Source organism: Rhizobium sp. P1_E6, assembly GCF_056405875.1.
On record NZ_JBFUBG010000066.1, the window covers coordinates 1 to 21,020 of the forward strand.

General features: G+C 60.8%; 19 protein-coding genes and 1 pseudogene. 13 read left to right on the forward strand and 7 right to left on the reverse strand.

Annotation, left to right across the window (positions count from 1 at the left end):
- Positions 1-27 precede the first annotated feature (27 nt).
- The gene (locus AC1D35_RS24755; RefSeq protein WP_477940447.1) at positions 28-1,320 is read right to left on the reverse strand and encodes an MFS transporter; all 1,293 of its coding nucleotides are present in this window, start codon (positions 1,318-1,320) and stop codon (positions 28-30) included.
- A 172-nt stretch (positions 1,321-1,492) separates the two neighbouring features.
- On the opposite strand from AC1D35_RS24755, the gene AC1D35_RS24760 reads away from it, so the two are divergent.
- On the forward strand, positions 1,493-2,758 hold the full coding sequence (locus AC1D35_RS24760; RefSeq protein WP_477940449.1) for a glycerate kinase type-2 family protein: 1,266 nt from the start codon (positions 1,493-1,495) through the stop codon (positions 2,756-2,758).
- 35 nt (positions 2,759-2,793) lie between these two features.
- On the opposite strand, the gene AC1D35_RS24765 is transcribed toward AC1D35_RS24760, so the two are convergent.
- On the reverse strand, positions 2,794-3,651 hold the full coding sequence (locus AC1D35_RS24765; protein WP_477940452.1) for an urea carboxylase-associated family protein: 858 nt from the start codon (positions 3,649-3,651) through the stop codon (positions 2,794-2,796).
- Between the two features lie 144 nt (positions 3,652-3,795).
- Here AC1D35_RS24765 and AC1D35_RS24770 point away from each other — a divergent pair, with 144 nt between their 5' ends.
- Entirely contained in the window at positions 3,796-4,665 is an 870-nt protein-coding gene (locus AC1D35_RS24770) for a LysR substrate-binding domain-containing protein (protein ID WP_477940453.1), read from the forward strand.
- A gap of 18 nt (positions 4,666-4,683) precedes the next feature.
- On the opposite strand, the gene AC1D35_RS24775 is transcribed toward AC1D35_RS24770, so the two are convergent.
- Positions 4,684-6,255 (reverse strand): diguanylate cyclase domain-containing protein, encoded by a 1,572-nt coding sequence (locus AC1D35_RS24775; protein ID WP_477940455.1) that lies wholly within the window; start codon positions 6,253-6,255, stop codon positions 4,684-4,686.
- A gap of 425 nt (positions 6,256-6,680) precedes the next feature.
- Here AC1D35_RS24775 and AC1D35_RS24780 point away from each other — a divergent pair, with 425 nt between their 5' ends.
- The 5 genes from AC1D35_RS24780 (at position 6,681) to AC1D35_RS24800 (ending at position 11,917) form a co-directional block, all read left to right on the forward strand.
- Complete coding sequence (locus tag AC1D35_RS24780) at positions 6,681-7,706, forward strand: ABC transporter substrate-binding protein (RefSeq protein ID WP_477940457.1); 1,026 nt, start codon at positions 6,681-6,683, stop codon at positions 7,704-7,706.
- A 41-nt stretch (positions 7,707-7,747) separates the two neighbouring features.
- A complete protein-coding gene (locus tag AC1D35_RS24785) occupies positions 7,748-8,626 on the forward strand; it encodes an ABC transporter permease (protein ID WP_477940459.1) in 879 nt (292 codons plus the stop codon).
- A complete protein-coding gene (locus AC1D35_RS24790; RefSeq protein WP_113296907.1) occupies positions 8,602-9,342 on the forward strand; it encodes an ABC transporter ATP-binding protein in 741 nt (246 codons plus the stop codon). The genes AC1D35_RS24785 and AC1D35_RS24790 overlap by 25 nt, the downstream gene beginning before the upstream one ends.
- A 21-nt stretch (positions 9,343-9,363) precedes the next feature.
- Positions 9,364-10,740 carry an LLM class flavin-dependent oxidoreductase gene (locus tag AC1D35_RS24795; RefSeq protein WP_477940462.1) on the forward strand — a complete coding sequence of 459 codons (1,377 nt, stop codon included), beginning with the start codon at positions 9,364-9,366 and terminating at the stop codon, positions 10,738-10,740.
- A gap of 103 nt (positions 10,741-10,843) precedes the next feature.
- Positions 10,844-11,917: an LLM class flavin-dependent oxidoreductase gene (locus AC1D35_RS24800; protein ID WP_477940464.1), complete on the forward strand. Its 1,074-nt coding sequence runs from the start codon at positions 10,844-10,846 to the stop codon at positions 11,915-11,917.
- Between the two features lie 99 nt (positions 11,918-12,016).
- On the opposite strand, the gene AC1D35_RS24805 is transcribed toward AC1D35_RS24800, so the two are convergent.
- Complete coding sequence (locus AC1D35_RS24805; RefSeq protein ID WP_477940466.1) at positions 12,017-13,612, reverse strand: DHA2 family efflux MFS transporter permease subunit; 1,596 nt, start codon at positions 13,610-13,612, stop codon at positions 12,017-12,019.
- A gap of 24 nt (positions 13,613-13,636) precedes the next feature.
- Entirely contained in the window at positions 13,637-14,848 is a 1,212-nt protein-coding gene (locus AC1D35_RS24810; protein WP_477940467.1) for an HlyD family secretion protein, read from the reverse strand.
- 136 nt (positions 14,849-14,984) lie between these two features.
- On the opposite strand from AC1D35_RS24810, the gene AC1D35_RS24815 reads away from it, so the two are divergent.
- The 3 genes from AC1D35_RS24815 (at position 14,985) to AC1D35_RS24825 (ending at position 16,619) form a co-directional block, all read left to right on the forward strand.
- Positions 14,985-15,632: a TetR/AcrR family transcriptional regulator gene (locus AC1D35_RS24815; RefSeq protein WP_113307963.1), complete on the forward strand. Its 648-nt coding sequence runs from the start codon at positions 14,985-14,987 to the stop codon at positions 15,630-15,632.
- A gap of 434 nt (positions 15,633-16,066) precedes the next feature.
- Positions 16,067-16,357, forward strand: a complete 291-nt coding sequence (locus AC1D35_RS24820; RefSeq protein ID WP_113296913.1) for a hypothetical protein — start codon at positions 16,067-16,069, stop codon at positions 16,355-16,357.
- Between the two features lie 31 nt (positions 16,358-16,388).
- Positions 16,389-16,619: a BrnA antitoxin family protein gene (locus tag AC1D35_RS24825; RefSeq protein ID WP_113296914.1), complete on the forward strand. Its 231-nt coding sequence runs from the start codon at positions 16,389-16,391 to the stop codon at positions 16,617-16,619.
- A gap of 88 nt (positions 16,620-16,707) precedes the next feature.
- Here the strand turns inward: AC1D35_RS24825 and gfa are convergent, their stop codons facing one another.
- A complete protein-coding gene (gfa, locus tag AC1D35_RS24830) occupies positions 16,708-17,280 on the reverse strand; it encodes an S-(hydroxymethyl)glutathione synthase (protein WP_113335051.1) in 573 nt (190 codons plus the stop codon).
- A 371-nt stretch (positions 17,281-17,651) separates the two neighbouring features.
- Here gfa and AC1D35_RS24835 point away from each other — a divergent pair.
- Together AC1D35_RS24835 and AC1D35_RS24840 are read left to right on the forward strand one after the other, a co-directional pair.
- Positions 17,652-18,133 (forward strand): annotated as a pseudogene (locus AC1D35_RS24835) (FCD domain-containing protein); the annotation flags it as partial.
- 3 nt (positions 18,134-18,136) lie between these two features.
- A complete protein-coding gene (locus AC1D35_RS24840) occupies positions 18,137-18,919 on the forward strand; it encodes a pyrroline-5-carboxylate reductase (RefSeq protein ID WP_477940470.1) in 783 nt (260 codons plus the stop codon).
- Here the strand turns inward: AC1D35_RS24840 and AC1D35_RS24845 are convergent.
- Positions 18,916-19,464: a cupin domain-containing protein gene (locus tag AC1D35_RS24845; RefSeq protein ID WP_113508176.1), complete on the reverse strand. Its 549-nt coding sequence runs from the start codon at positions 19,462-19,464 to the stop codon at positions 18,916-18,918. The genes AC1D35_RS24840 and AC1D35_RS24845 overlap by 4 nt on opposite strands.
- A gap of 139 nt (positions 19,465-19,603) precedes the next feature.
- Between AC1D35_RS24845 and aptA the strand changes: the two genes are divergently transcribed.
- Complete coding sequence (aptA, locus tag AC1D35_RS24850; protein WP_477940472.1) at positions 19,604-20,938, forward strand: omega-aminotransferase AptA; 1,335 nt, start codon at positions 19,604-19,606, stop codon at positions 20,936-20,938.
- Positions 20,939-21,020 lie beyond the last annotated feature (82 nt).

A 21,020-nucleotide genomic window follows, 5' to 3' on the forward strand; every position in this document is an offset into this window, starting at 1 on the left:
ATTTAAAGGCTTTCAATTTAAAGGCTTTCAGGCGCCGCGTGGTACAGCATCATGCTCCTTGCGTGCTATCACCGTGGCGACGACAAAGACGAGCAGCGCGCCGACGGCAAGGCAGACTGACAGGAAGAACATCGGCGCAATCGTGCTTCCAGTCGCATCCTTGATCCAGGGCACGACGTTCTGGGCGACGAAGCCGCCAAGATTGCCGACGGAATTGATGGCGGCGAGGCCGGCTGCAGCCCCGGCCCCCTTCAGGAAGCGTGACGGAAGGCTCCAGAAGACCGGCTGCGGCGCGAAGATGCCGGCTGCGGCAATGCAGAGGAATATGAACTGCACCGTGTTGTTCGGCACGAGCGCGGAGAGCAGCAGGCAAGCCGCCCCAATGAAGGCCGGGATGACGATATAGGGCGTCTTTACCTTCACCTTGTCGGCAGCAGCCGGCACCGCCCAGAGTGCAATCGCGACCAGTATCCATGGGATGATGTTGATGAAGCCGTTTACCGTGTTGCTGACACCGAATGACTTCACGATGGTCGGCAACCAGTAGCTGAGGCCGTAAGCTGCGAGCGGAAAGGCGATGTAGCAGAGCGCCATCAACAGGACGCGGGGATCGACAAGCGCCTTGAAGCCGTTTCCGGCATTGTGGTCCATGCCGGAATTTTCGGATGCAAGCCGGTTTGCAAGCCAGCCCTTCTCCTCGTCACTGAGGAAACTTGCACTTTCGGGCCGGTCATAGAGATAGAAGAAGGTGACGATGCCGGCGATGACGGCCGGAATGCCGGTTGCCAGAAACACCCATTGCCAGCCGGCATGGCCAAGGAAGCCGTCAAGATCGAGCAGCATGCCGCCGACCGGCGCTCCGACGGCATTGGCAAGCGCGCTGAAGATCATGAAGAGCCCCACCATGCGGCCGCGATAATCCGAAGGGAACCAGAGTGTCAGAAGGTAGAGGACGCCCGGAAAGAAGCCCGCCTCGCAGACGCCGAGCAGGAAGCGCAGGATATAGAACATCGTCGCGTTCTGCGTATAGGAGAGCAGGATGGTGACGACACCCCAGGAGACTAGGATGCGCGCGAACCAGACGCGTGCGCCGAACCTGTCGAGAAACAGGTTGCTCGGCACTTCGAAGAGGAAATAGCCGATGAAAAAGAGCGAGGCGCCAAGGCCGTAGGCATATTCGCTCATACCGAGCGCATCGACCATTTCCAGCTTGGCGAAACTCACGTTTTGACGATCGATATAGGCAATGAGGTAAAGGATTCCGAGGAATGGCATGAGGCGCCAGGTAATCTTCGAGATCAACTGCTGTTCGTTGACCATTGCAAATTCTCCAAATGATTGTTGCTTTTCCCCCGAATAGATAGCGCGGCCCGACGATTATCAATCGCACCGAGAGGATAGTTGCCTTCGAGATTGACAATCCATATGCCGTCAGTCCAAGCGTAGGGAAGCGGTAAGCTTCCCCTCCTGTCGTATCTCAAGAGAGATCATCATGGCCCTGTCCTCTCCCCGCGAGTTCCTCACCAGCCTGTTTTCCGCGGCCGTTCGCGCCGCCGATCCGGTGACCGGCATCAAGGCGCATCTGCCGGAAAAGCCTGGCGGCAAGACGGTTGTGATCGGCGCCGGCAAGGGTGCTGCGCAGATGGCGCGCGCACTGGAAAGCGTGTGGGACGGCCCGCTCGAAGGCGTGGTCGTCACCCGCTACGGCTACGGCTGTGAAACACAGAATATCGACATCATCGAAGCCGCCCATCCGGTTCCCGATGCCGCCGGTCTTGCTGCCAGTAAACGCCTGATGGAAGCAGTCGCCGGCCTTGGCGAAAACGATCTCGTCATCGCCCTGATCTGCGGCGGCGGCTCGGCGCTCCTGCCCTCCCCGCCCGAGGGCCTGACGCTGCAGGACGAGATCCTGCTCAACGAGCTGCTGCTCGCCTCCGGCGCACCGATCTCTGCCATGAACGTCGTGCGCAAGCATCTTTCCACCATCAAGGGCGGCCGGCTCGCCGCTGCGACCAAAGCCCGCGTCGTCAGCCTGATCGTCTCGGATATTCCCGGCGACAACCCGGCCCATGTCGCCTCGGGCCCAACCGTTCCTGACGGCTCGACCCGTCACGACGCGCTTCAAATCATCAAGCAATACAGCCTTAAATTGCCCCAGGCGGCGATCGATCATCTGAACTCCCCCAAGGCCGATGCGCCGCACCCGAACGATCCGGTCTTTGCCCGTCATGAACATCACATCATCGCCTCGGCCGGCGTGTCGCTCGAAGCGGCCGCCGAACTGGCCCGTTCTGAGGGTATAACGCCGGCAATCCTGTCGGATTCCGTCGAAGGGGAATCGCGCGACGTGGCACAGGTGCATGCGGCGATCGCCCGCGAGGTAGCCGGTCGCGACCGGCCTTTCACCAAGCCTGTCGTCATCCTCTCCGGCGGCGAGACGACGGTGACGCTGCGCGTCAGGGGCGGCAAAGGCGGCCGCAACGGCGAATTCGCGCTCGCACTCGCATTGGCAATCGACGGGCATGACGCCATTCACGTGCTTGCCGCCGATACCGATGGCATCGACGGTTCGGAAGACAATGCCGGCGCATTCTCGGATGGCGGCACGGTCAAGAGATTGCGCGCAGCCGGCCTCGACCCGCGCCGCGTGCTTGACGGCAATGACAGCTATTCCGGCTTCACGGCCATCGGCGACCTGTTCGAAACCGGCCCGACCGGCACCAATGTCAACGACTTCAGGGCAATCCTGATCGTCTGACCGCTCGTCCACGAAAGCCCGTGCGGTTCACCGCTTTACCGATGCGTTCTCGGATAGGGATTGGGCTCCGGCGGCGTCCAGTTGGCGAGCGTCGCGGGATCGGGCTTCCATACCTCGACTTTCAAAGGATAGCAGGCGGCCGCATCACTGGAATGACTTGCGCTACAATCGCCTCCCGGGCAGGCAGACAGGGCACCGAAAAGATCGATCTCAGCAAAGAATTCGATGAAGTCTCCCGGACGCACAGGGCTGGCCTTCATGAAATACTGATGTGTATCCCTGGTGAAGCCGGTGCACATGAAGACATTCAGCACGTCATGGACATGCATCTCGGCCTGCTCGATCGGTATGCCGCAGTCGGCGGCAAGCGCCCGTGTCAGGTTCGAATGGCAGCAGTGATGATAATCGCCACCTTCCAGCAACCGGTTGGTATAGGGATCGCAGCGTGTTCCGATGACATCGTGAACGCCGGCGCCATCATCGTCCCAGCCGTACCAGCCGAGGCTGTCGTAGGTGATGGTTGCCATGGGACGCAGATATGGCAGCGTGCTCCAGAGACGATCACCAATGCCAACATGGGTGGCGTGCAAGGCCCGCGTCTTGCCGCTGAAAAAACGTTCGGTGAGATCGCCGGCATTCCACAGATTGAGATCGCCGACCTGAGGGCCCTCCATGCTGACGATGCGGAAGAAATGCCCCTGCGCAACGTGGAAGCTGCCTGCTTCGCGCGGCGGCACGATCACCTCGGTGACCTTCGTCAGCGTTTGGCGGGCGGCCGCAAGCAGCTCGAGATCGGCGGAGGGAAGCGTTTCTACGGGATAGACGACCACGGGCGGCGCTGAACGTCGCTCGGCTGCGTCAGAAGGGCTTGGCATCATGGACTGCTTCGACATCTTGTTGTTTCCGCTCGGCTGGCGATCTTCGGGTGCTCCGCCCCGCGACACGCGATAAGTCGACGAGCACTCTTAGCGCGGTTGCACCATGGGGCAACCGAGATGTTTCTTGCTCAATGGGCAAGTTTTGCTTAGCCATCTCACATGAGAAACCTTCCCATCGCATCATTGCGGGCATTCGAAGCCGCCGCACGTCATGAAAGCTTCGTCAGGGCAGCTGCCGAATTAAACCTGAAGCCCGCCGGCATCAGCCAGCATGTGAGGGCGATAGAGAACTGGCTTTGTATTCCCTTGTTTTTGCGCCATAGCCGCGGCGTGACGCTGACAGCCGCCGGCAGGGAATTCGGCGCAGCCGTCACGCATGCATTGGCGCATATCGAAATCGCCGCCGGGCAATTACGGCTGGAGGCGAACAGCCGTCCTGTCAGCGTTGCGTGCATTCCCTCCATGGCGGTGCGATGGCTCATTCCGCAGCTGCCGAGGCTGAGAATTGCTTCTCCTGATATCCGGATCAACATCGTCTATGCGCTCGATGCCAAGACGCCGGAAGCGGCCGGCGCCGACCTGCTGATCTGCCACGGGATGCGGCCGAGTTCCGGCGCCATCAAGCTCTTGGATGCCGAGACCAGACCAACCTGCTCGGCGGAATTCCTCGCTCGACATGGTCCCTTTCATACGCCTGCCGACCTGCTTGGTTGCGAAATCCTGCACGACGAGACGACCGATGCCTGGGCACGCTGGTTGTCAGGCACCGGCATCCATTCCGCACCGAAGCTCGGACCTGTTTTTGCCGACTTCAATCTCATGATCGGCTCGTTGATCGGTGGCCAGGGTGTCGGCCTTTGCCCGACAGCGCTGATCGCAGACGAGATCGCGGCGGGTTCGCTCATTTCCCTCTTCGAGAGGGCGTCCGATACGGACAAGGCCTACTGGCTCATCGAGGCGAAAGGCCTCTCGCGCGAGGCAAAAACGCTTCGGGATTGGCTGCTTGCGGCAAGACAGGACGAGGGCTGACGATCCGGCCGGGACCGATCAGGCCTTGGCTCGCTTTGGAATATGCAAATCCTCAGACATCATGCGCCAGGTATTGCGACCGCCGGCCTTGGCACGATAGAGCGCCCGATCCGCCTCCTGCATGAGGGCCTCGCCGTCCAGCCCTTCAGCAGCAGCAATGCCGATGCTGACGCCAAGGCGGATGGCAAGACCATTGATGGCAAAGGGCTGCTCGAAGGCGGCGATGCAGCGCTCGGCCAGATCAACTGCGTCGACCCGTTCTCCCGTCATCAGGATTGCGAATTCATCGCCCCCGAGGCGGGCGACCAGATGGCCAGGCGCATGCACTTCCAGCCTGTGGGCGACATTTTTCAGTACTTCATCGCCAGCAGCATGGCCAAACGTGTCATTGACGGGCTTAAAGCCATCCAGATCCAGGCAGCAGATAACGACATTTTCACGTTCATCCGATGCCAGTGCTTTTCCGAGTGCCTTGTAGAATTGCATCCTGTTGGGCAAGCCTGTCAGAATGTCGTGATGTGCCAGACGATTGGCTTCAGTTTCGGCAAGGATTCTGTCGCTGACATCAGCCACGGTGAGCAGCAGCCGGCGCTCGGATCCCTCGTCCAGGAGCCGAATATAGATCAGCACGTGGCGCTCCAATCCGTCGCTCGTCTTCTGACGCCAGATCGTCCGGGCGTCACAGTCACCGTCGAGATTAAGGAGGGCCTTCTCGAATGCCCGGAGCTCGCTATCGGCATGCATGTCGCAGGCCCGCTTAGACTGCAGCACCGCGGGCTGGACTCCATAGAAATCAACGGCTGCCCTATTGGCTTGCAGAATGGCGAGACTATCGCCATCGCACAAAAGCATCGGCATTGGATTGGCGTCGAACAATTGGCGAAGCCAGTCCTCCCGCTGCTTGAGGCCGGTAATATCGATGCGCATGCCGATCGCGCCTCCATCAGGCGTGCGCCGGTCGTCATGGCGCAGCCATCGGCCGTCCCGCAACTGCTGTTCGTCCTGGGAAACCGGCTGATGGAATTTCTGCATGCGGGCGCTGAGCCAAGCCTCCTTGTCGTCGACAAGTTCGCGCATCCCGTCGCCGGCGAGGCTGGTCCTCAAAATATCCTCAAAGGCGACACCAGGTCTGAGGTGCTCGGCTATGTCGGCATAGAGCTCTGCATATTTCTGGTTCCAGAGCACATAGCGGTCGTTGGCGTCGAACACGCAGACCGCCTCCGGCAACATTTCGATGACATAGCGCAGGCGCAGATTGGCCTCGCGCGCCGCATGGCCTGCCCGAGGCTCGTCATCGACAGGCTCGAGGAAAGCTGCCGTTGCCGTCTCCGTGCCTGTGGGCCAGCTCAAGACTTGTACGCGACATAGCCGACGCTGACCGAGACGATCGCTGATGAATACGGTGGAGATGCCTGGCAACAACGGCCATTCCGGCATGAGTTCGCCAACATCGGCGCCGGCAAGCCGGTCTTCGAGATCAAGGAGATGTTCGGCTTGGGCGTTGGCAAACATGACCTGCCCAGCGGCGTCGAGCACGAGCACCGCCATCGGACACGCCTCCAGGAATGCAACGATCTCAGCACCAAGCATCGTTATCCCAACCGTAAAGTCGCTGCAGCAGTTTCGGGTGTGACTTTAACAGCGGAACGTAAAGGAATGTAACCATGTCTCGCAGCAGGAGATTTTCATGCCACCTCCGAAGCAAGACAGGGTTTCCAGAAAATTAAGAGAAGATCCGGTTGTACGGTTCCATGACGAACGGCTTGACGATTGCATTCGCTTCACTGCAGTGACTTCGCTCTGATCACAACTTCAGGCCGCATCTTCTCGCCGAGACCAAGATCACCCCGCCCTCGACAAGCAACACGGGAATCCGCCATGTCTTTTACGCTTGGTAGGATTTTTCATTAACCGGCGAACGAAAGGAATAAATAGTCTATAGATTTCATAGAGAATTCGACACCCTTTCCGTCATCGCTCCCTGACACTGCGACCTGAAACGGGAAACATCAACGATGACACTGGCAAAAACATTGGGAACGGCCGTGCTCGGCCTCATCTCCCTCGGCATGTTCGGCAACGTGGCGGCGGCCGAGACGAGCGCACCGCTGCTCGACAAGGTGCCGCCGGGAACGGTGCTGACGATCGGTGATCCGGTCACGCAGAAAGCTCTGGAGGTTTCCGGCCTCATCAAGGAACTCACCTTCGAGGTCAAATGGGCCAATCTCAGCGGTGGTCCACAAACCTCGGAAGCCTTCCGCGCGCATGCGCTCGATGTTGGTTCCGTCGCCGAAATCCCGTCGATCTTCGCCACCTGGAACAACCTGCCCGTCCGCAACATCGCCTATCGCGAACGAAAAGACCCGATTGCCAATCCGATCTACCGTTTCGGCATTGCACCCGGTGTCGACGTCAAGTCACTGGCGGATTTCCGCGGCAAGCGCATCGCTTTCAGCCCCGGCCAGGCACAGGGGACACTCGTGCTTCGTGCGCTGCATGCCGCAGGCCTGACAAAGAAAGACGCCACGCTGGTCGAGCTGCCGAGCACGGGCGACGTCTATCCGAAGGCTCTCGCCAGCAAACAGGTCGATATTGCACCGATCGGTGGCGTCAATATCCGCCGCTACGTCACCCAGTATGGCCCTGACGGCGCGAGCCTCGTCGAGCACGGCCTGCGGGACGACCCCTCCCATCTCTACGCACCGCAATGGGTTCTCGACGATCCCGCAAAGGCAGCTGCCCTTGCCGAATATGTCCGCCTCTGGGCGCGCGCAACCGAATGGATCGATCAGAATCCGGAGATCTGGATCAAGGAATATTACATCGGCCAGCAGGGCCTGAGCCGCGAAGACGCCGATTTTCTCGTCAAGCTCACAGGCACCCAGGTGATCCCCGATAGCTGGGCCGACGTGAAGAGGCGCCACCAGGAAACCATTAACCTCTTGGCCGACGAGCTTGGCTACAAGCCCTTCGACGTCGAACAAATCTTCGACAATCGCTTCGAGAAAATCGCGGCAGGCGCTCTGACGAGAAGCCAGTGATCGCACGTGCCGTTTCATAGCGAAGAGAGGAGATCGCAAGCATGGCAACCACTTGGGACGCCGATAACGTCAAGACATCACGGATATCGCAGCGTGAAAGCGCTGGCGTAACACCCACGGTAAAACCCGCGGCCTCCCGCGCTCGCCGCAGGCTCGGGCCCGGACGCGAGATACCCTTCGGATTGCAGATCGGCCCGGCCTTGCTGGTGCTGGCCTGGGTTGCCGGATCGGCACTCGGCTGGATCGACCCGCGCATTCTCTCGGCACCCTGGACGGTCGTCGAGGCCTTCGGACGGCTGATCGCCGAGGGCCGCCTGCAGGATAACTTCGTGACCTCTGCGACCCGCGCGTTGCTCGGCCTCAGCATCGGCCTCGTCATCGGCACAGCCCTTGCGGTCATTGCTGGCCTCTCCCGTGTCGGCGAGGCGCTGATCGATGGGCCGATCCAGATCAAGCGCGCCATCCCGACGCTTGCGCTGATCCCGCTTTTCATCCTGTGGTTCGGGATCGGCGAAGGCATGAAGGTGACGACCATCGTGCTTGCCGTCATCATCCCCATCTACATCCACACGCATAATGCGCTGCGCAGCATCGACAGCCGCTATGTCGAACTCGCCGAAACGTTGCGCATGAGCCAGAAGGATTTCATCTTCCAGGTCGTGCTGCCCGGCGCCTTGCCCGGCTTCCTTCTCGGCCTGCGCTTTGCCGTCACTCTCTGCTGGGTTTCGCTGGTGGTGGTCGAACAGATCAACTCCACCAGCGGCCTTGGCTACATGATCGATCTCGCCCGCACCTATGGCCAGACAGACGTCATTCTCGTCGGACTCGTGGTCTATGTGCTGCTTGGCCTCGCCTCGGACGGTCTCGTCCGCCTCATCGAACGGAGGGCTCTCTCATGGCGCCGCACCCTGGCCAACTGAAACCAGCTGTCCACGTCGAAAACCTCGTCCGCCGCTTCGCCGCAAAGACGATCCTCGACGACGTGGATCTCGATATCGGAGAAGGCGAGTTCGTGGCCCTCCTAGGGAAAAGCGGCTCGGGCAAGAGCACCTTCCTGCGCGCCCTTGCCGGCCTTGACCACGAGGTCGAGGGAACCGGCACGCTGGAAACACCCGAAAAACTCTCGGTGGTGTTTCAGGACGCCCGTCTGCTGCCCTGGCGCACAGTCATCCAAAACGTCACGCTCGGCCTGCCGGGCAATACCGGACAGGAAGCAGGCAGGAAAGCACTGGCAGAAGTGGGTCTCGAAGGACGGGAAAGTGCGTGGCCGAACCAGCTTTCCGGCGGCGAACAGCAGAGGGTGGCGCTTGCCCGCTCGCTGGTGCGGGAGCCGGCCCTGCTTCTGGCCGACGAACCGTTCGGCGCTCTCGATGCGCTGACCCGGCTGAAAATGCACGACCTGTTGCGCGAACTCTGCGCCAGGCATCGTCCCGCCGTTCTCCTCGTAACCCACGATGTCGATGAAGCGATCTCGCTTGCCGACCGTATCCTGGTGCTCGACGAGGGACGTTTCGTGGAGGACTTGCACATCGATCTGCCGGCGCCACGCGATCACGGCGATCCGCGTTTCGCGCAAATTCGAACCCGTCTTCTGAGACGGCTCGGGGTTGATGTTCCCGGCCGTCGCGCCGCCTGAAATCCAACGGAGACCGTCATCATGGCCACGCAGAAACGACAAATGCGGCTTGGCGCGTTCATCATGGCCACCGGCCATCATGTCGCTGCCTGGCGCCATCCGAATGCACAGGCCGACGCCGGTCTGAACATCGATCACTATCGTGAGCTCGTCCAGACCGCCGAACGCGGTAAATTCGATCTGGTCTTCGTTGCCGACAGTCCCGCTGGCTGGGAGCGCGCCAAGGATCCAGAAGCACTGCGCCGCACCTCCCAGGGCGCCCATTTCGAGCCGGTGACCCTGTGGGCAGCGCTCTCGCAGGCGACAAGCCGTATCGGCTTCGTCGCGACAGCCTCCACCACTTACGAAGACCCCTACCTGCTTGCCCGCAAGTTCGCCTCGCTCGATTATATCTCCAAGGGGCGCGCGGCCTGGAACGTCGTCACCACAGGTGCCGATGTCTCCAAGAACTTCTCGATCCCCGGCCATCCGGCCCATGCCGACCGTTATGCGCGAGCCGAGGAATTCGTTGATCTGGTGAAAGGCTTGTGGGATTCCTACGAGGACGATGCCTTCATCCGCGACAAGGAAAGCGGCGTTTACCTCAATCCGGACAAGGTGCATCAGCTCGATCACAAGGGTCAGTTCTTCTCCGTCAGCGGTCCCCTGAATGTCGGCCGCCCCGTCCAGGGTTATCCCGTCATTGTTCAGGCCGGCGCATCCGAGCCGGGACGCGAGCTGGCAGCGCGCACCGCCGAGATGATCTTCACCGCCAACCAGACGCTGGAAGATGCCCAGGAATTCTACTCGGACGTCAAGGGCAGGCTCGCCCGCTATGGGCGCACCCCCGACGAACTGCTGATCAGCCCGGGCATCTTTCCGGTTCTCGGCGGCACGGAGGCGGAAGCCAAAGAAAATTACGACTATATCCAGTCGCTGGTTCACCCCTCGATCGCCTGGAACATCCTGTCACGCCACTACAAGGGCGTCGATCTCTCGGGCTATTCGCTCGACGATCCGGCACCGCCGCTGCCTGACAATACCGAGCTCAACAAGAGCCGCCTGAAGCTCGTCACCGATCTGGTATCGCGCAACAATCTGACGCTGCGCGAATTCTACCTGGCAGTCGCGACCGCGCGCGGACACCGCACGGTCGTCGGCACGCCAGAGCAGGTGGCAGACGCGATGCAGGAATGGTTCGACTACGGCGCGGCGGACGCTTTCAACATCATGCCGCCGATCCTGCCGACGGGACTGACAGACTTCGTCGATCAGGTCGTGCCGATCCTGCGCAAGCGAGGCCTGTTCCGTGAGGAATACGAAGGCACGACGCTGCGCGAAAACCTCGGTCTTCGCCGTCCACCTAATGCGCTGGCGCTCAAGGCGCGACAGGGCGAAGCGGTGCGAGCCGCCGGATAAGCCTTGCCCCAAGAAATGTGAGATGGGCGGGCATAGCAAGGGAGCCCGGCCACCCTATCCTTCGTCTTCGTCGTTCAATCACAAAGAAGTGCAGGCGCATCGCATGAGCAGCAATCCGGAATTTCTCTGGTATATCCCCAATGCCGTCAAGCCCGGCCATCGCGGCGATTCCACGGCCGAAGACCACAACAGCCTGGAAACACTGACCAGCCATGCCAAGGCTCTGGAAGACCACGGTTGGAAGGGTGCTCTCATCGGCACCGGCTGGGGTCGCCCGGATACCTTCACACTTGCCACCGCGCTTGCGGCACGCACCACCACCTTCGAGCCGCTGATCGCCATCCGCCCCGGCTACTGGCGGCCGGCGAATTTCGCGTCGGCAGCGGCCTCGCTTGACCATCTCACCGGCGGCCGCGTGCGCGTCAACATCGTCTCGGGCAAAGACAATCTTGCCGCCTATGGCGACAGCGAGGGCGACCAGGCGCACCGCTACGGCCGCACCAAGGAATTCATGCGACTGGTGCGAAAACTATGGATCGAAGAGAACGTCACCTATTCCGGCGAGCACTTCGGGGTCACCGAATCCACGGTCGTTCCCCGCATCGAGGCCCGCGGCGAGCGCCGTCATCCGAAGCTCTATTTCGGCGGTGCATCGGAAGCAGCCGAGCGCGTATCGGCCACGGAAGCCGATGTCCAGCTCTTCTGGGGTGAACCGCTTGATGGCGTGCGGGAACGGATCGAGCGCCTGAAGCGGCTAAGCCGGGACCTCGACCGCGATCTGCCGCCGCTTCAATTCGGGCTAAGGATAACGACGCTGGTGCGCGACACCACAGAAGAGGCCTGGGCCGATGCCGAGGCGAAGGTCGCCGAAATGGCGAAGAACGCCGGTGCCGGCTGGCACGACCACCAGCGGGCGGTCGCTGTCGGCCAGCAGCGCCTACTCGATCTTCATCAGCGCGGTGAAGTGCTCGACGACAATCTCTATACCACGCCCGGCAAATTCGGCGGCGGAGGGGCGGGCACGACCTGGCTGGTCGGCTCCGCCGCAGATGTCGCCCGCTCGCTGCGCAAATACCAGGACCTCGGCATCACTCATTTCGTGCTGTCCGACACGCCCTATCTTTCGGAAATCAAACGGCAGGGCGCACAGCTGCTGCCCTTGCTCAATGCCGCATAACGGTGCGCGACAAGCATATCTCCGTCACCGTTAATCGGGCTACACGAGACGCAACGAAAAACGGGCCCGTCGGGCCCGTTTCCGTGTCAGTCGGGCGCCTCAATGGGCGCCAGCACCTCCGCCGCCTTGCGGCTTCTTGGTGAAAAGCAGGGCAATTGCTGCCAGCACCAGCACCACACCGATGACAGCAAATGTATCGCTGAAGCCCATGATCAGTGCCTGGCGCTTGACGATCTGACCGAGGGCGACGATCGCCTTCTGCGATGCGACGGCCGGGTCGGTGACACCGTGCTGCGTGAAATAGCCCGACAGTTGGGTCAGGCGATCACGCACCTCATCACGGGTCAGCGTAATCGACTGGCCGATGATGTTCGAATGGAACTGCTCGCGCTTGGTCAGGATCGTGCCGAGCGAAGCCGTGCCGACCGCCCCGCCGAGATTGCGCAGCATGTTGGTCAGACCCGAGGCTGCGGCGGCATCGGCGGCCGCGATACCGGCCGTGGTGATGGCGGTGATCGGGGTCAGCACCAGGGCCTGGCCGATGGCGCGCACGATATTCGGGATCAAGAACTGGTCACCGGCATTGTTGGCCGAGAGCGTGATGTTCATGAAGCAGCTGATTGCGAAGATCGAGATACCGAGAAAGCCGATATAGCGAGCATCAAAGCGCTTCATCAAAACAGGCACGAGCGGGATGAGCAAGAGCTGCGGCAGGCCGGTCCAGGCAAGCACGTTACCGATCTGCTCGGCATTGTAGCGCTGCACCTGGCCGAGATATTGCGGCAGGATATAGACGGTGCCGAAGAGCGCCACGCCAACAAGCACATTGACCAGCACGCCGATGCCGAAATTGCGCTGGGTGAGCAGGCTCAGCTTTACGAGCGGCTTCTTGACGGTCAACTCGATCCAGATGAAGGCGGCCAGGAAGACGAACGCGACGATGGCGAGCTTGACGATGAAGGGCGATGAGAACCAATCGTCCTTGTTGCCTTCCTCCAGCACGGTCTGCAGGGCGGAAAGGCCGATGGCCATGGTGACGATGCCGGCCCAGTCGCCTTCCTTTAGAAGATGCAGCTGCATCGGCTGCTTTTCGAGCGTCAGCGCGAGAGCCGCCGCCATGATGAGGCTCGGGATGGTGTTGATGAAGAAAATCGTCTGCCATCCGTAATTTTCCGTCAGGTAACCGCCGATCGTCGGGCCGATGGCCGGGGCGAAGGTAACCGACAGAGCAAAGACGGCAAGGCCGAGCGGCTGCTGGTTCTTCGGCAGCTTGGTCAGCACCATGGTGAAGGCCATGGGGATCAAGACGCCGCCGGCAAAACCCTGAAGGCCGCGCAGCAGGATCATAGTGCCCAAATCATGCGCGAAGGCGCAGGCCATGGAGAAGAGCGGGAACAGGATGGAATTGACGAGGATATAACGGCGGAACGAGAAGACATTGCTGAAATAGGCCGTCAGCGGAATGACGACGATCTCACCGATCAGATAGGAAGTGGAGATCCAGGCGCCATTATCGACGCCTGTGCCGATGCCGCCCTCGATATCGAGAAGCGAGGCATTGGTGATCTGGATATTGAGGATCGCCATGAAGGCGCCGATCATACCGGCGAGAACGGCGATCCATTCCCTGGTACTGGCCTTGCTGCTGGCGCCCGGCTGCGGGATGGCGCCGGCTGTTGTTGCGATACTGGACATGACACGGATCTCCTGCCCTTTCGCTTAGTTGCTGCCGGCATCGGCTTTGATGTCGATGCTCGGCTGGACGGACATGCCGGGGCGCAGGTCGCCTTTTTCGGCGGCATCGCCATCAAGCACGATCTTCACCGGGATGCGCTGAACGACCTTGGTGAAGTTGCCGGTGGCGTTGTCGGGCGGCAGCAGCGCGAATTCCTGGCCGCTCGCCGGCGACAGGCTATCGACATGGCCGCGATAGGTGCGACCCGGGAACATATCGACCTCGATATCAACAGGCTGGCCTGCACGGACATCGGTCAGCTGCGTTTCCTTGTAGTTGGCGACGATATAGGCCGCCGTTGTCGGCACCACTGCCATCAGCTGGGTGCCGGCCTGGACATATTGGCCGACGCGTAGCGTGCGGTTGCCGATCGTGCCGTCGACGGGCGCGACGATCGTCGCATAGGAGAGGTTGAGCTCGGCCTGATGCGCGACGGCTTGGTCATGGGCAAGTGTCGCCCTGGCCTGTGCAAGCTCGGCGTTCAGAAGCTCGACCTGCTTGGTTGCGGCATCGAGGGCAGCACTGTCGCGTACGATCGTTGCTTGGGCGGCGGCGATTGCCGAGGCTGCCTGCTGGGCGGTCTGGACCGGCGCATAGCCGTTGGTAGCGAGGTTCGTATAGCGCTTGTTGTTCTGCTCCGCGAAGGTCTCGTTGGCCCGGTCAACGTCGAGCGTGGCACGGGCAGCCGCAATGGTCGACTGCTGGATATCGAGCGAAGCCTGCTTGGCGCTGACGGTGGCGTCAGCAGCGGCGACGTCGGCTTTCGCCTGATCGAGCGCGGTGCGGAAATCGCGGTCATCGATGCGGGCAAGCGGCTGGCCGGCTTTCACCGTTTCATTGTCGCTGACGAGGACCTCGGAAAGATAACCCGAGACCTTCGGTGCGACTGTGGTGCTGTCTGCCTTGACATAGGCATCGTCAGTCGAGACCTCGAAGCGGCCGACCGTCCAGTAATTGTGCCCGTAATAGGCGGCTGCGGCGATGATGGCGATGGCAGCCACACCAATCAGCAGGGAGCGGCCACCGCGCTTGCGGGCCGGTGCTTCTGCGGTCGGAGCGGTGACGGCGGGCTCAGTGACAGGCGGCATCTTGCCGGCATCGAGGGTCGTGGGCGTGGCTTCCGCTGGCGTTTTGCTGACCGACGCATCGGCTGGGGCGGCATTGTTGTTCAGGGCATGCAGCTTGTTGACGGACATCGTCACTCTCCTGGTGGAAGGTCGCTGTCGTCTCGGCCGCGGCCTTGAAATCTGGCTCAAGTCCAATTTAGGAAACTTGCTGTTTTCCAAAATATGAGTTAAAAAAGGGAAGTCAACAAGAATTTGGAAAATTGAGATGGTCCAAAATCACAAAATCGAGAAGAAGCCGCGTGGCAGGCCGCAGGTGCGTTGCGACGAGGATACGCGCGGCGTGCTTATCGAGGCCGCTAACAGGCAGTTTCACGAGAACGGTTATGCCGCGGTGAGCATTGCCGCGATTGCCCAGGAAGCCGGCGTTTCGACGAAGACGCTCTATCGTCTGTTCCCGACGAAGGCAGATCTGTTTTCCGAAATGGTCTCGGATCGGACCGGGCGTTTCCTGCTGGCGCTCGATCCTGGTACGCTGGCGACGGCCGGGCTCCGCCAGGGGTTGGAGCGCATGCTGATGGCCTATGGCATGCTGACGCTTTCGCAGGATACGATCACGATTACCCGTCTCGTCATTGGCGAATCCGACCGCTTCCCCGAACTCGCCACCTCCTTCTACGAAAAGGCGATCGTCCGAACCAACACGTCGATGGAAAACTGGCTGAGCCGTCAGGTGGAACGCGGGCTGATCAAGCTTGAAGACCCGCACGCCGCTTGCGGCATGTTGCGGGGCATGATGATCATGGAACCCCAGCGCGCCGCCATGCTGCGCCAGCTGCCCGCACCCAACATCGAGGAGATCGCCGCAAGGGCAAGAATGTGCGCGGATATCTTTCTAAAGGGATGCTCTGTTTAGGGACATGGGAAATGCGGGTCTGAATGCAGGCTTCCCCAGAACACGGCGCGGCAGTTCCTACCCCTGAAAATCGTCTCGCTGTCGTCTACGTAAGTGACCGCCCACCGTCAAATACAAGACCCGACGAGGAGGAAGGATGACGAACGCATCGTCATTGCCAATCGTCCCGATCACGGTGTTGTTGCTCCTCGTCCTCATGCTCATTTGATCCGGCTTGGATATATGCTGCCGGGCGCGTCCGATCGCGTTGTGTCCTCTGTTCTCTGAGAGGTCTCTCCTCCCGCGCTCAATGGCGGTCTGTTTGCTTTAGCCAGATCGCAAGCATAACCCCGTGGGAAACTGTTGCGCACTCATCCTTTCGGATGGCCGTCGATGTGCCAAATTGCTATTGCCGCGGGCCTTGGCCATGATGGGCCACAAGGGACGGACAAGCCATGCAGTCACGCAGAGATATCGCAGACCGGGCGATCGCCCGGGCCCGAGCCCGCGGGCTGCCGATCGACACCGACCCGCAAATTCTTGCGCTCATCGACCAGTGGGCCGAAGGGGCAATCGACGCAGCCGAGATGCGCCGACGCTACTGCGTGCGGCTCGCCGAACGGGCCGAAGCAAGTCGAATGAGACTAAAGAAACAACCGAGCAATGCCGGCGAGGCCGATTGGCCGGTGTTTCCACTTGACGACACGACAGATACTGCCGACAAACCCGGTCCTGAGTTCGAATAGTCGGGCTCGAAAATCAGGAAGAAGAACGCGCATGCGCACGCCGAGACGCCCCGCTAACCCGCATGAAGCGGCCGAGGCCCTGTTCAAACCCGTCAAGAGATCAGCGACACCAGCCGTCGAGCGGCCCGCTCTGCCGAACGCGAAGGAGCTTGTGACCTTGAAGCTCGACAGCGAGGTTCTCGCCCATTTCCAGGCCGGCGGTCCAGGTTGGCAAGAGCGCATCAACGACGCGTTGCGGGCAGCCATTCTCAACAAGGACTGACCGCACCTTGGTGACGACGCGTCGGGTGCCTTTTTTGGAGAACCGCCGCAAAATCGCGACGGTACCCAAAGCGAATTTCCGCGACGCGTCAGGCCGCCAGAACCCCCGCCTTTTTCGCCGTCCATGTGGCGATCACGTCCATCAGCGTTGGCGACAGGCAATCGTAAGGCTCAAGTCCAACGTCCTTGAGATGCGACCGCACGACGACCATCTTCCCAGGGTCGTATCCGCTTTCGATAATGGACGATACGAAGGCCGCAAAGCCCGGTCCTGCCCAGCCTTTTTCCTGGAACCGTTCGGGGTGGACGAAGGAAAGTCCCTGGAAAGCATGATCGCGCTCGACTGGCCCGTACATGTGAACCCCGCAATCCTTGCAGGCATGGCGCTGGATCAGCGCGGACGCGTCGACGACCGCCAGCTTGTTTCCATTCTCCAGAACCTCGACGTTCTGCGTCGGAGTCACGGCAACCACCGAAAAGACCGCACCCTTCGGCTTCCAGCATTTCGTGCAGCCACAGGCATGGTTATGGGCGATATCGCCCTTGATGCGGACTTTGACCGGGTTGCTCGCGCAGTTGCACACGAGCGTGCCCCCGACAAATGACGCATCGGTCGCCCGGTATCCGGAATCCACGATCGGGTGGATCGCTACATTGTTCATGCGTTGTCTCCTTCCCTTTCTGGGCCGAGGCGGGATGCCGCGGCCAAGCCCTGTGTCATCGCGCAGATCACTAGACGGGGAGCGCGAGATTTATTGCCTCATCGGGTGAGTATATCACCACGTCGCCGATATCGTCCGCTCCTCTGAGCGGTCGACGCGGTCAACATTCCTCTTTGCCGTGCAAAGCGCGTTGTTCCACTCGTCGGCTTTCGCCGTTTCTTGTCATTTGATGTCGGCTACGTGTCGACTGACGAATTTATGTCAACAGCGGGCCGACAAACTCAAGCGGAAAAATTGCATTGCCGCCAACCCGATTTTCTGGCCCAATGCCGCTTATGCGAGCGAAAGGGACTTAACCGACTGACGAGACTGAGGTCGCGACCTTCCCCAAATATGTGGAAGCCCTCGACATCGCGCAGCGAAAGAATACCCGCCTGCAGCGGCGCTGCGCACTGATGCCGACATCAAAGTGATCGCCAAGCGCGACAAGGCATCTGCTACCGCAGTCAAGGCCGGCAGCCACCCGGCGATGTCGAAGGCAAACAAGGAGTTTCATATGGCAGTCGCCTACGCCGGCAAGAACCAGTATCTTGCATCGTTCTATGACAAGCTGCTCTCCCAGGGCCAGCGCATGCTGCACCTGAACTTCGAGTATCTGGAACGAACGCGCGAAGGCTCTCTCTTGACCGACGAGCACAGCCTGATGCTTGAAGCGATCCGGGATCGGAACGTCGATCTTGCCGATGAGCTGGCTCATGCAGATACGCGGCAATTCCAGGACAATTTCATCAACTTCATGCGAGAAAACTATGCGACCGACGTGACGCTCGGACCTCTCAGGGCTGCGGAGTAGGCCATGACAATCACAAGCATCGGCTTCGTCGGAACGGGGGCCATCAGCGAGGCTATGGTGCGCGGTCTTCTCGCCGAACCGGCCTTTGCGTCACAGGTCTATCTCTCCCCTCGCAACCCCGACACCGCGGGCCGGCTTGCATCCGAATTCGATGCAGTCGCGGTCGCGTCGGACAACCAGACGGTCATCGATCGCAGTGACATCGTCGTACTGGCGATACGCCCGCAGATCGCCCGGGAGGTCGTCGGCGATCTCGTCTTTCGGGACGGTCAGTCAGTGATCAGCCTCGTCGCGGCGACCGAGAGGCAGACCCTGCTGGACTGGATCGGAGCAGACGTGCATCTGGTCCAGGCAATCCCCCTGCCCTTCGTCGCCGGGAGGCAGGGCGTCACTGCGATCTATCCTCCCGACACGAGCGTCGCGGCGCTCTTCGATACCCTTGGCAGTGCCGTGCAATGCGCATCGAGGAAGGAATACGATCTTCTTGCCGCCGCGAGCGCGCTGATGTCGACCTACTTCAGCGTGATGGAAATCACAACGGCATGGCTCGAGGAGAATGGGTTGGAGAAATCGAAGGCGAAGGCCTATCTCACGCCTCTCTTCGAAAGCTTGGCAAGGCGGGCTAGCGAGAACTCGGGGGAGGATTTCTTCGACCTAAGCCGCGAGTTCGCCACCAAGGGCGGGCTCAACGAACAGGTTCTAACAGACTTCGAGACCATGGGTGGACGCTTCGCCCTGCATACAGCACTCGACCGGGTGCTCGCGCGCATCGAGGGTCAACCCTAGAACGTCGGCGGTGTGCAGGCGCTGATAACCTCACAGGGCACCGGGCCGACGCATCTGAAGCGATGCGGGCGTCGGCTCTCGAAATAGTAAGCGTCCCCCGGACCAAGGATCCGACGCTCGTTGTCGACGGTAACCTCCAGTCTTCCGGAAAGGACGATCCCGCCTTCCTCCCCCTCGTGGACGAGCGCAACCTTCCCGGTGTCGGCGCCGGGCTGATAACATTCCCTCAGCATCTGCAGACTTCTGCCGAACATGCTCTCTCCGACCTGCCGGTAGGAGATTCCTCCCTTGCCGATCTCGACCAGTTCCTCCGCAGCATAGAACGCCTTCCTCGGCGCCTCCGGCTTGAGAGCGAAGAATTCCGCCAGCCCGATCGGTATCCCATCCAGGATGCGCTTCAACGCACCCACCGAGGGATTCGAGCTGTTCGATTCGATCAATGAGATCGTCGAGTTCGGAACTCCGGTCTTCTTCGCCAGTTCACGTTGGGACATGTTATGGGCGGTGCGCACGTGGCGCAGGCGATTTCCAATATCGATGGACATGAGCGTTGTTCTTGTTGTTCAGAATAGCCAAAATCCTAGATTCGAAATGCCGTTTTTTCAATGGGTTATATCAGAGAAGAAAAGGGCTTGTTCGGTCATGGAAATACCTGAAGTGTTCGTCGAGCCGAAGGAGAGCACAATGGATCAGATCAACATGACGAACGCGCCCATACTCGATAACTTCTGGATGCCGTTCACGGCAAACAGGCAGTTCAAAGCCGCACCGCGTCTCCTCGCATCTGCCGAGGGCATGTACTACACCGACGTCGACGGTAACCGCGTTCTCGACGGAACAGCGGGCCTCTGGTGCTGCAACGCCGGCCACGGGCGCAAGAAAATCTCCCAGGCAGTGGAACGCCAGCTCTCGACGATGGACTTTGCACCGACATTCCAGATGGGGCATCCGATCGCCTTCGACTTCGCCGCCAAGTTGGCGAAGATTGCCCCCGGTGGTGCCGACGCCAAGCTTGATCGTGTCTTTTTCACGGGCTCCGGATCGGAATCGGTCGACACTGCCTTGAAAATCGCGATCGCCTATCAGCGGGCGATCGGCCAGGGCAGCCGCACGCGCCTTATCGGCCGCGAGAAGGGCTATCACGGCGTCGGCTTCGGCGGCATTTCAGTCGGCGGCCTCGTCAACAATCGCCGGATGTTTCCGCAGATTCCCGCCGATCACATGCGTCATACGCTCGACGTAGAGCGCAACGCATTCTCGAAAGGTCTGCCGGACCATGGCGTCGAACTCGCCGACGATCTCGAACGTCTCGTCCAGCTGCATGGCGCCGAAACCATCGCCGCCGTGATTGTCGAGCCGATGTCCGGCTCGGCGGGCGTCATCCTTCCTCCAAAGGGATACCTGCAGAAACTGCGCGCAACCGCCGACAAGTATGGCATCCTGCTGATCTTCGATGAGGTGATCACCGGGTTCGGCCGTCTCGGAACGCCGTTCGCAACAGACTATTTTGGCGTCGTTCCTGATCTCGTCACGACGGCAAAAGGGCTGACGAACGGCACGATCCCGATGGGCGCCGTATTCGCCAGCCGGAAGATCTACGACGGCCTCATGGCCGGTCCGGAAAACGCGATCGAGCTCTTCCACGGCTACACCTATTCCGGCCACCCGGTCGCATGCGCCGCGGGCATTGCTACCCTCGACATCTACGAGGAGGAAGGATTGCTGACCCGCGCTGCGGATCTTGCGGACTATTGGCAGGATGCATTGCATTCACTGAAGGACCATCCTCACGTTGTCGACATCCGCAACCTTGGCCTTGTCGGCGCGGTGGAACTCGCGCCTCGCGACGGAGCGCCGGGAACACGGGCCTACGACGTCTTTGTCGACTGCTTCAAGAAGGGGCTGCTGATCCGCGTGACCGGCGACATCGTCGCGCTCTCTCCGCCGCTGATCGTCGAGAAGAGCGAGATCGACACGATCGTCTCCACGATCGGCGACGCACTGAGCCGCGCGGCTTGACTTCGATTGCGGCGGGGTCGGACGACCGGCCTCGCCGCAAGCAGCACATGCATGCCGCCACGCCCCGCAGTGTGCGTGGAGC

What these genes read in the sequence shown, in the direction of transcription:
- AC1D35_RS24755 (WP_477940447.1), bottom strand. Translation starts at nt 1,320, where the DNA reads ATGGTCAACGAACAGCAGTTGATCTCGAAGATTACCTGGCGCCTCATG.
- AC1D35_RS24760 (WP_477940449.1), top strand. Translation starts at nt 1,493, where the DNA reads ATGGCCCTGTCCTCTCCCCGCGAGTTCCTCACCAGCCTGTTTTCCGCG.
- AC1D35_RS24765 (WP_477940452.1), bottom strand. Translation starts at nt 3,651, where the DNA reads ATGTCGAAGCAGTCCATGATGCCAAGCCCTTCTGACGCAGCCGAGCGA.
- AC1D35_RS24770 (WP_477940453.1), top strand. Translation starts at nt 3,796, where the DNA reads ATGAGAAACCTTCCCATCGCATCATTGCGGGCATTCGAAGCCGCCGCA.
- AC1D35_RS24775 (WP_477940455.1), bottom strand. Translation starts at nt 6,255, where the DNA reads ATGCTTGGTGCTGAGATCGTTGCATTCCTGGAGGCGTGTCCGATGGCG.
- AC1D35_RS24780 (WP_477940457.1), top strand. Translation starts at nt 6,681, where the DNA reads ATGACACTGGCAAAAACATTGGGAACGGCCGTGCTCGGCCTCATCTCC.
- AC1D35_RS24785 (WP_477940459.1), top strand. Translation starts at nt 7,748, where the DNA reads ATGGCAACCACTTGGGACGCCGATAACGTCAAGACATCACGGATATCG.
- AC1D35_RS24790 (WP_113296907.1), top strand. Translation starts at nt 8,602, where the DNA reads ATGGCGCCGCACCCTGGCCAACTGAAACCAGCTGTCCACGTCGAAAAC.
- AC1D35_RS24795 (WP_477940462.1), top strand. Translation starts at nt 9,364, where the DNA reads ATGGCCACGCAGAAACGACAAATGCGGCTTGGCGCGTTCATCATGGCC.
- AC1D35_RS24800 (WP_477940464.1), top strand. Translation starts at nt 10,844, where the DNA reads ATGAGCAGCAATCCGGAATTTCTCTGGTATATCCCCAATGCCGTCAAG.
- AC1D35_RS24805 (WP_477940466.1), bottom strand. Translation starts at nt 13,612, where the DNA reads ATGTCCAGTATCGCAACAACAGCCGGCGCCATCCCGCAGCCGGGCGCC.
- AC1D35_RS24810 (WP_477940467.1), bottom strand. Translation starts at nt 14,848, where the DNA reads ATGTCCGTCAACAAGCTGCATGCCCTGAACAACAATGCCGCCCCAGCC.
- AC1D35_RS24815 (WP_113307963.1), top strand. Translation starts at nt 14,985, where the DNA reads ATGGTCCAAAATCACAAAATCGAGAAGAAGCCGCGTGGCAGGCCGCAG.
- AC1D35_RS24820 (WP_113296913.1), top strand. Translation starts at nt 16,067, where the DNA reads ATGCAGTCACGCAGAGATATCGCAGACCGGGCGATCGCCCGGGCCCGA.
- AC1D35_RS24825 (WP_113296914.1), top strand. Translation starts at nt 16,389, where the DNA reads ATGCGCACGCCGAGACGCCCCGCTAACCCGCATGAAGCGGCCGAGGCC.
- gfa (WP_113335051.1), bottom strand. Translation starts at nt 17,280, where the DNA reads ATGAACAATGTAGCGATCCACCCGATCGTGGATTCCGGATACCGGGCG.
- AC1D35_RS24840 (WP_477940470.1), top strand. Translation starts at nt 18,137, where the DNA reads ATGACAATCACAAGCATCGGCTTCGTCGGAACGGGGGCCATCAGCGAG.
- AC1D35_RS24845 (WP_113508176.1), bottom strand. Translation starts at nt 19,464, where the DNA reads ATGTCCATCGATATTGGAAATCGCCTGCGCCACGTGCGCACCGCCCAT.
- aptA (WP_477940472.1), top strand. Translation starts at nt 19,604, where the DNA reads ATGGATCAGATCAACATGACGAACGCGCCCATACTCGATAACTTCTGG.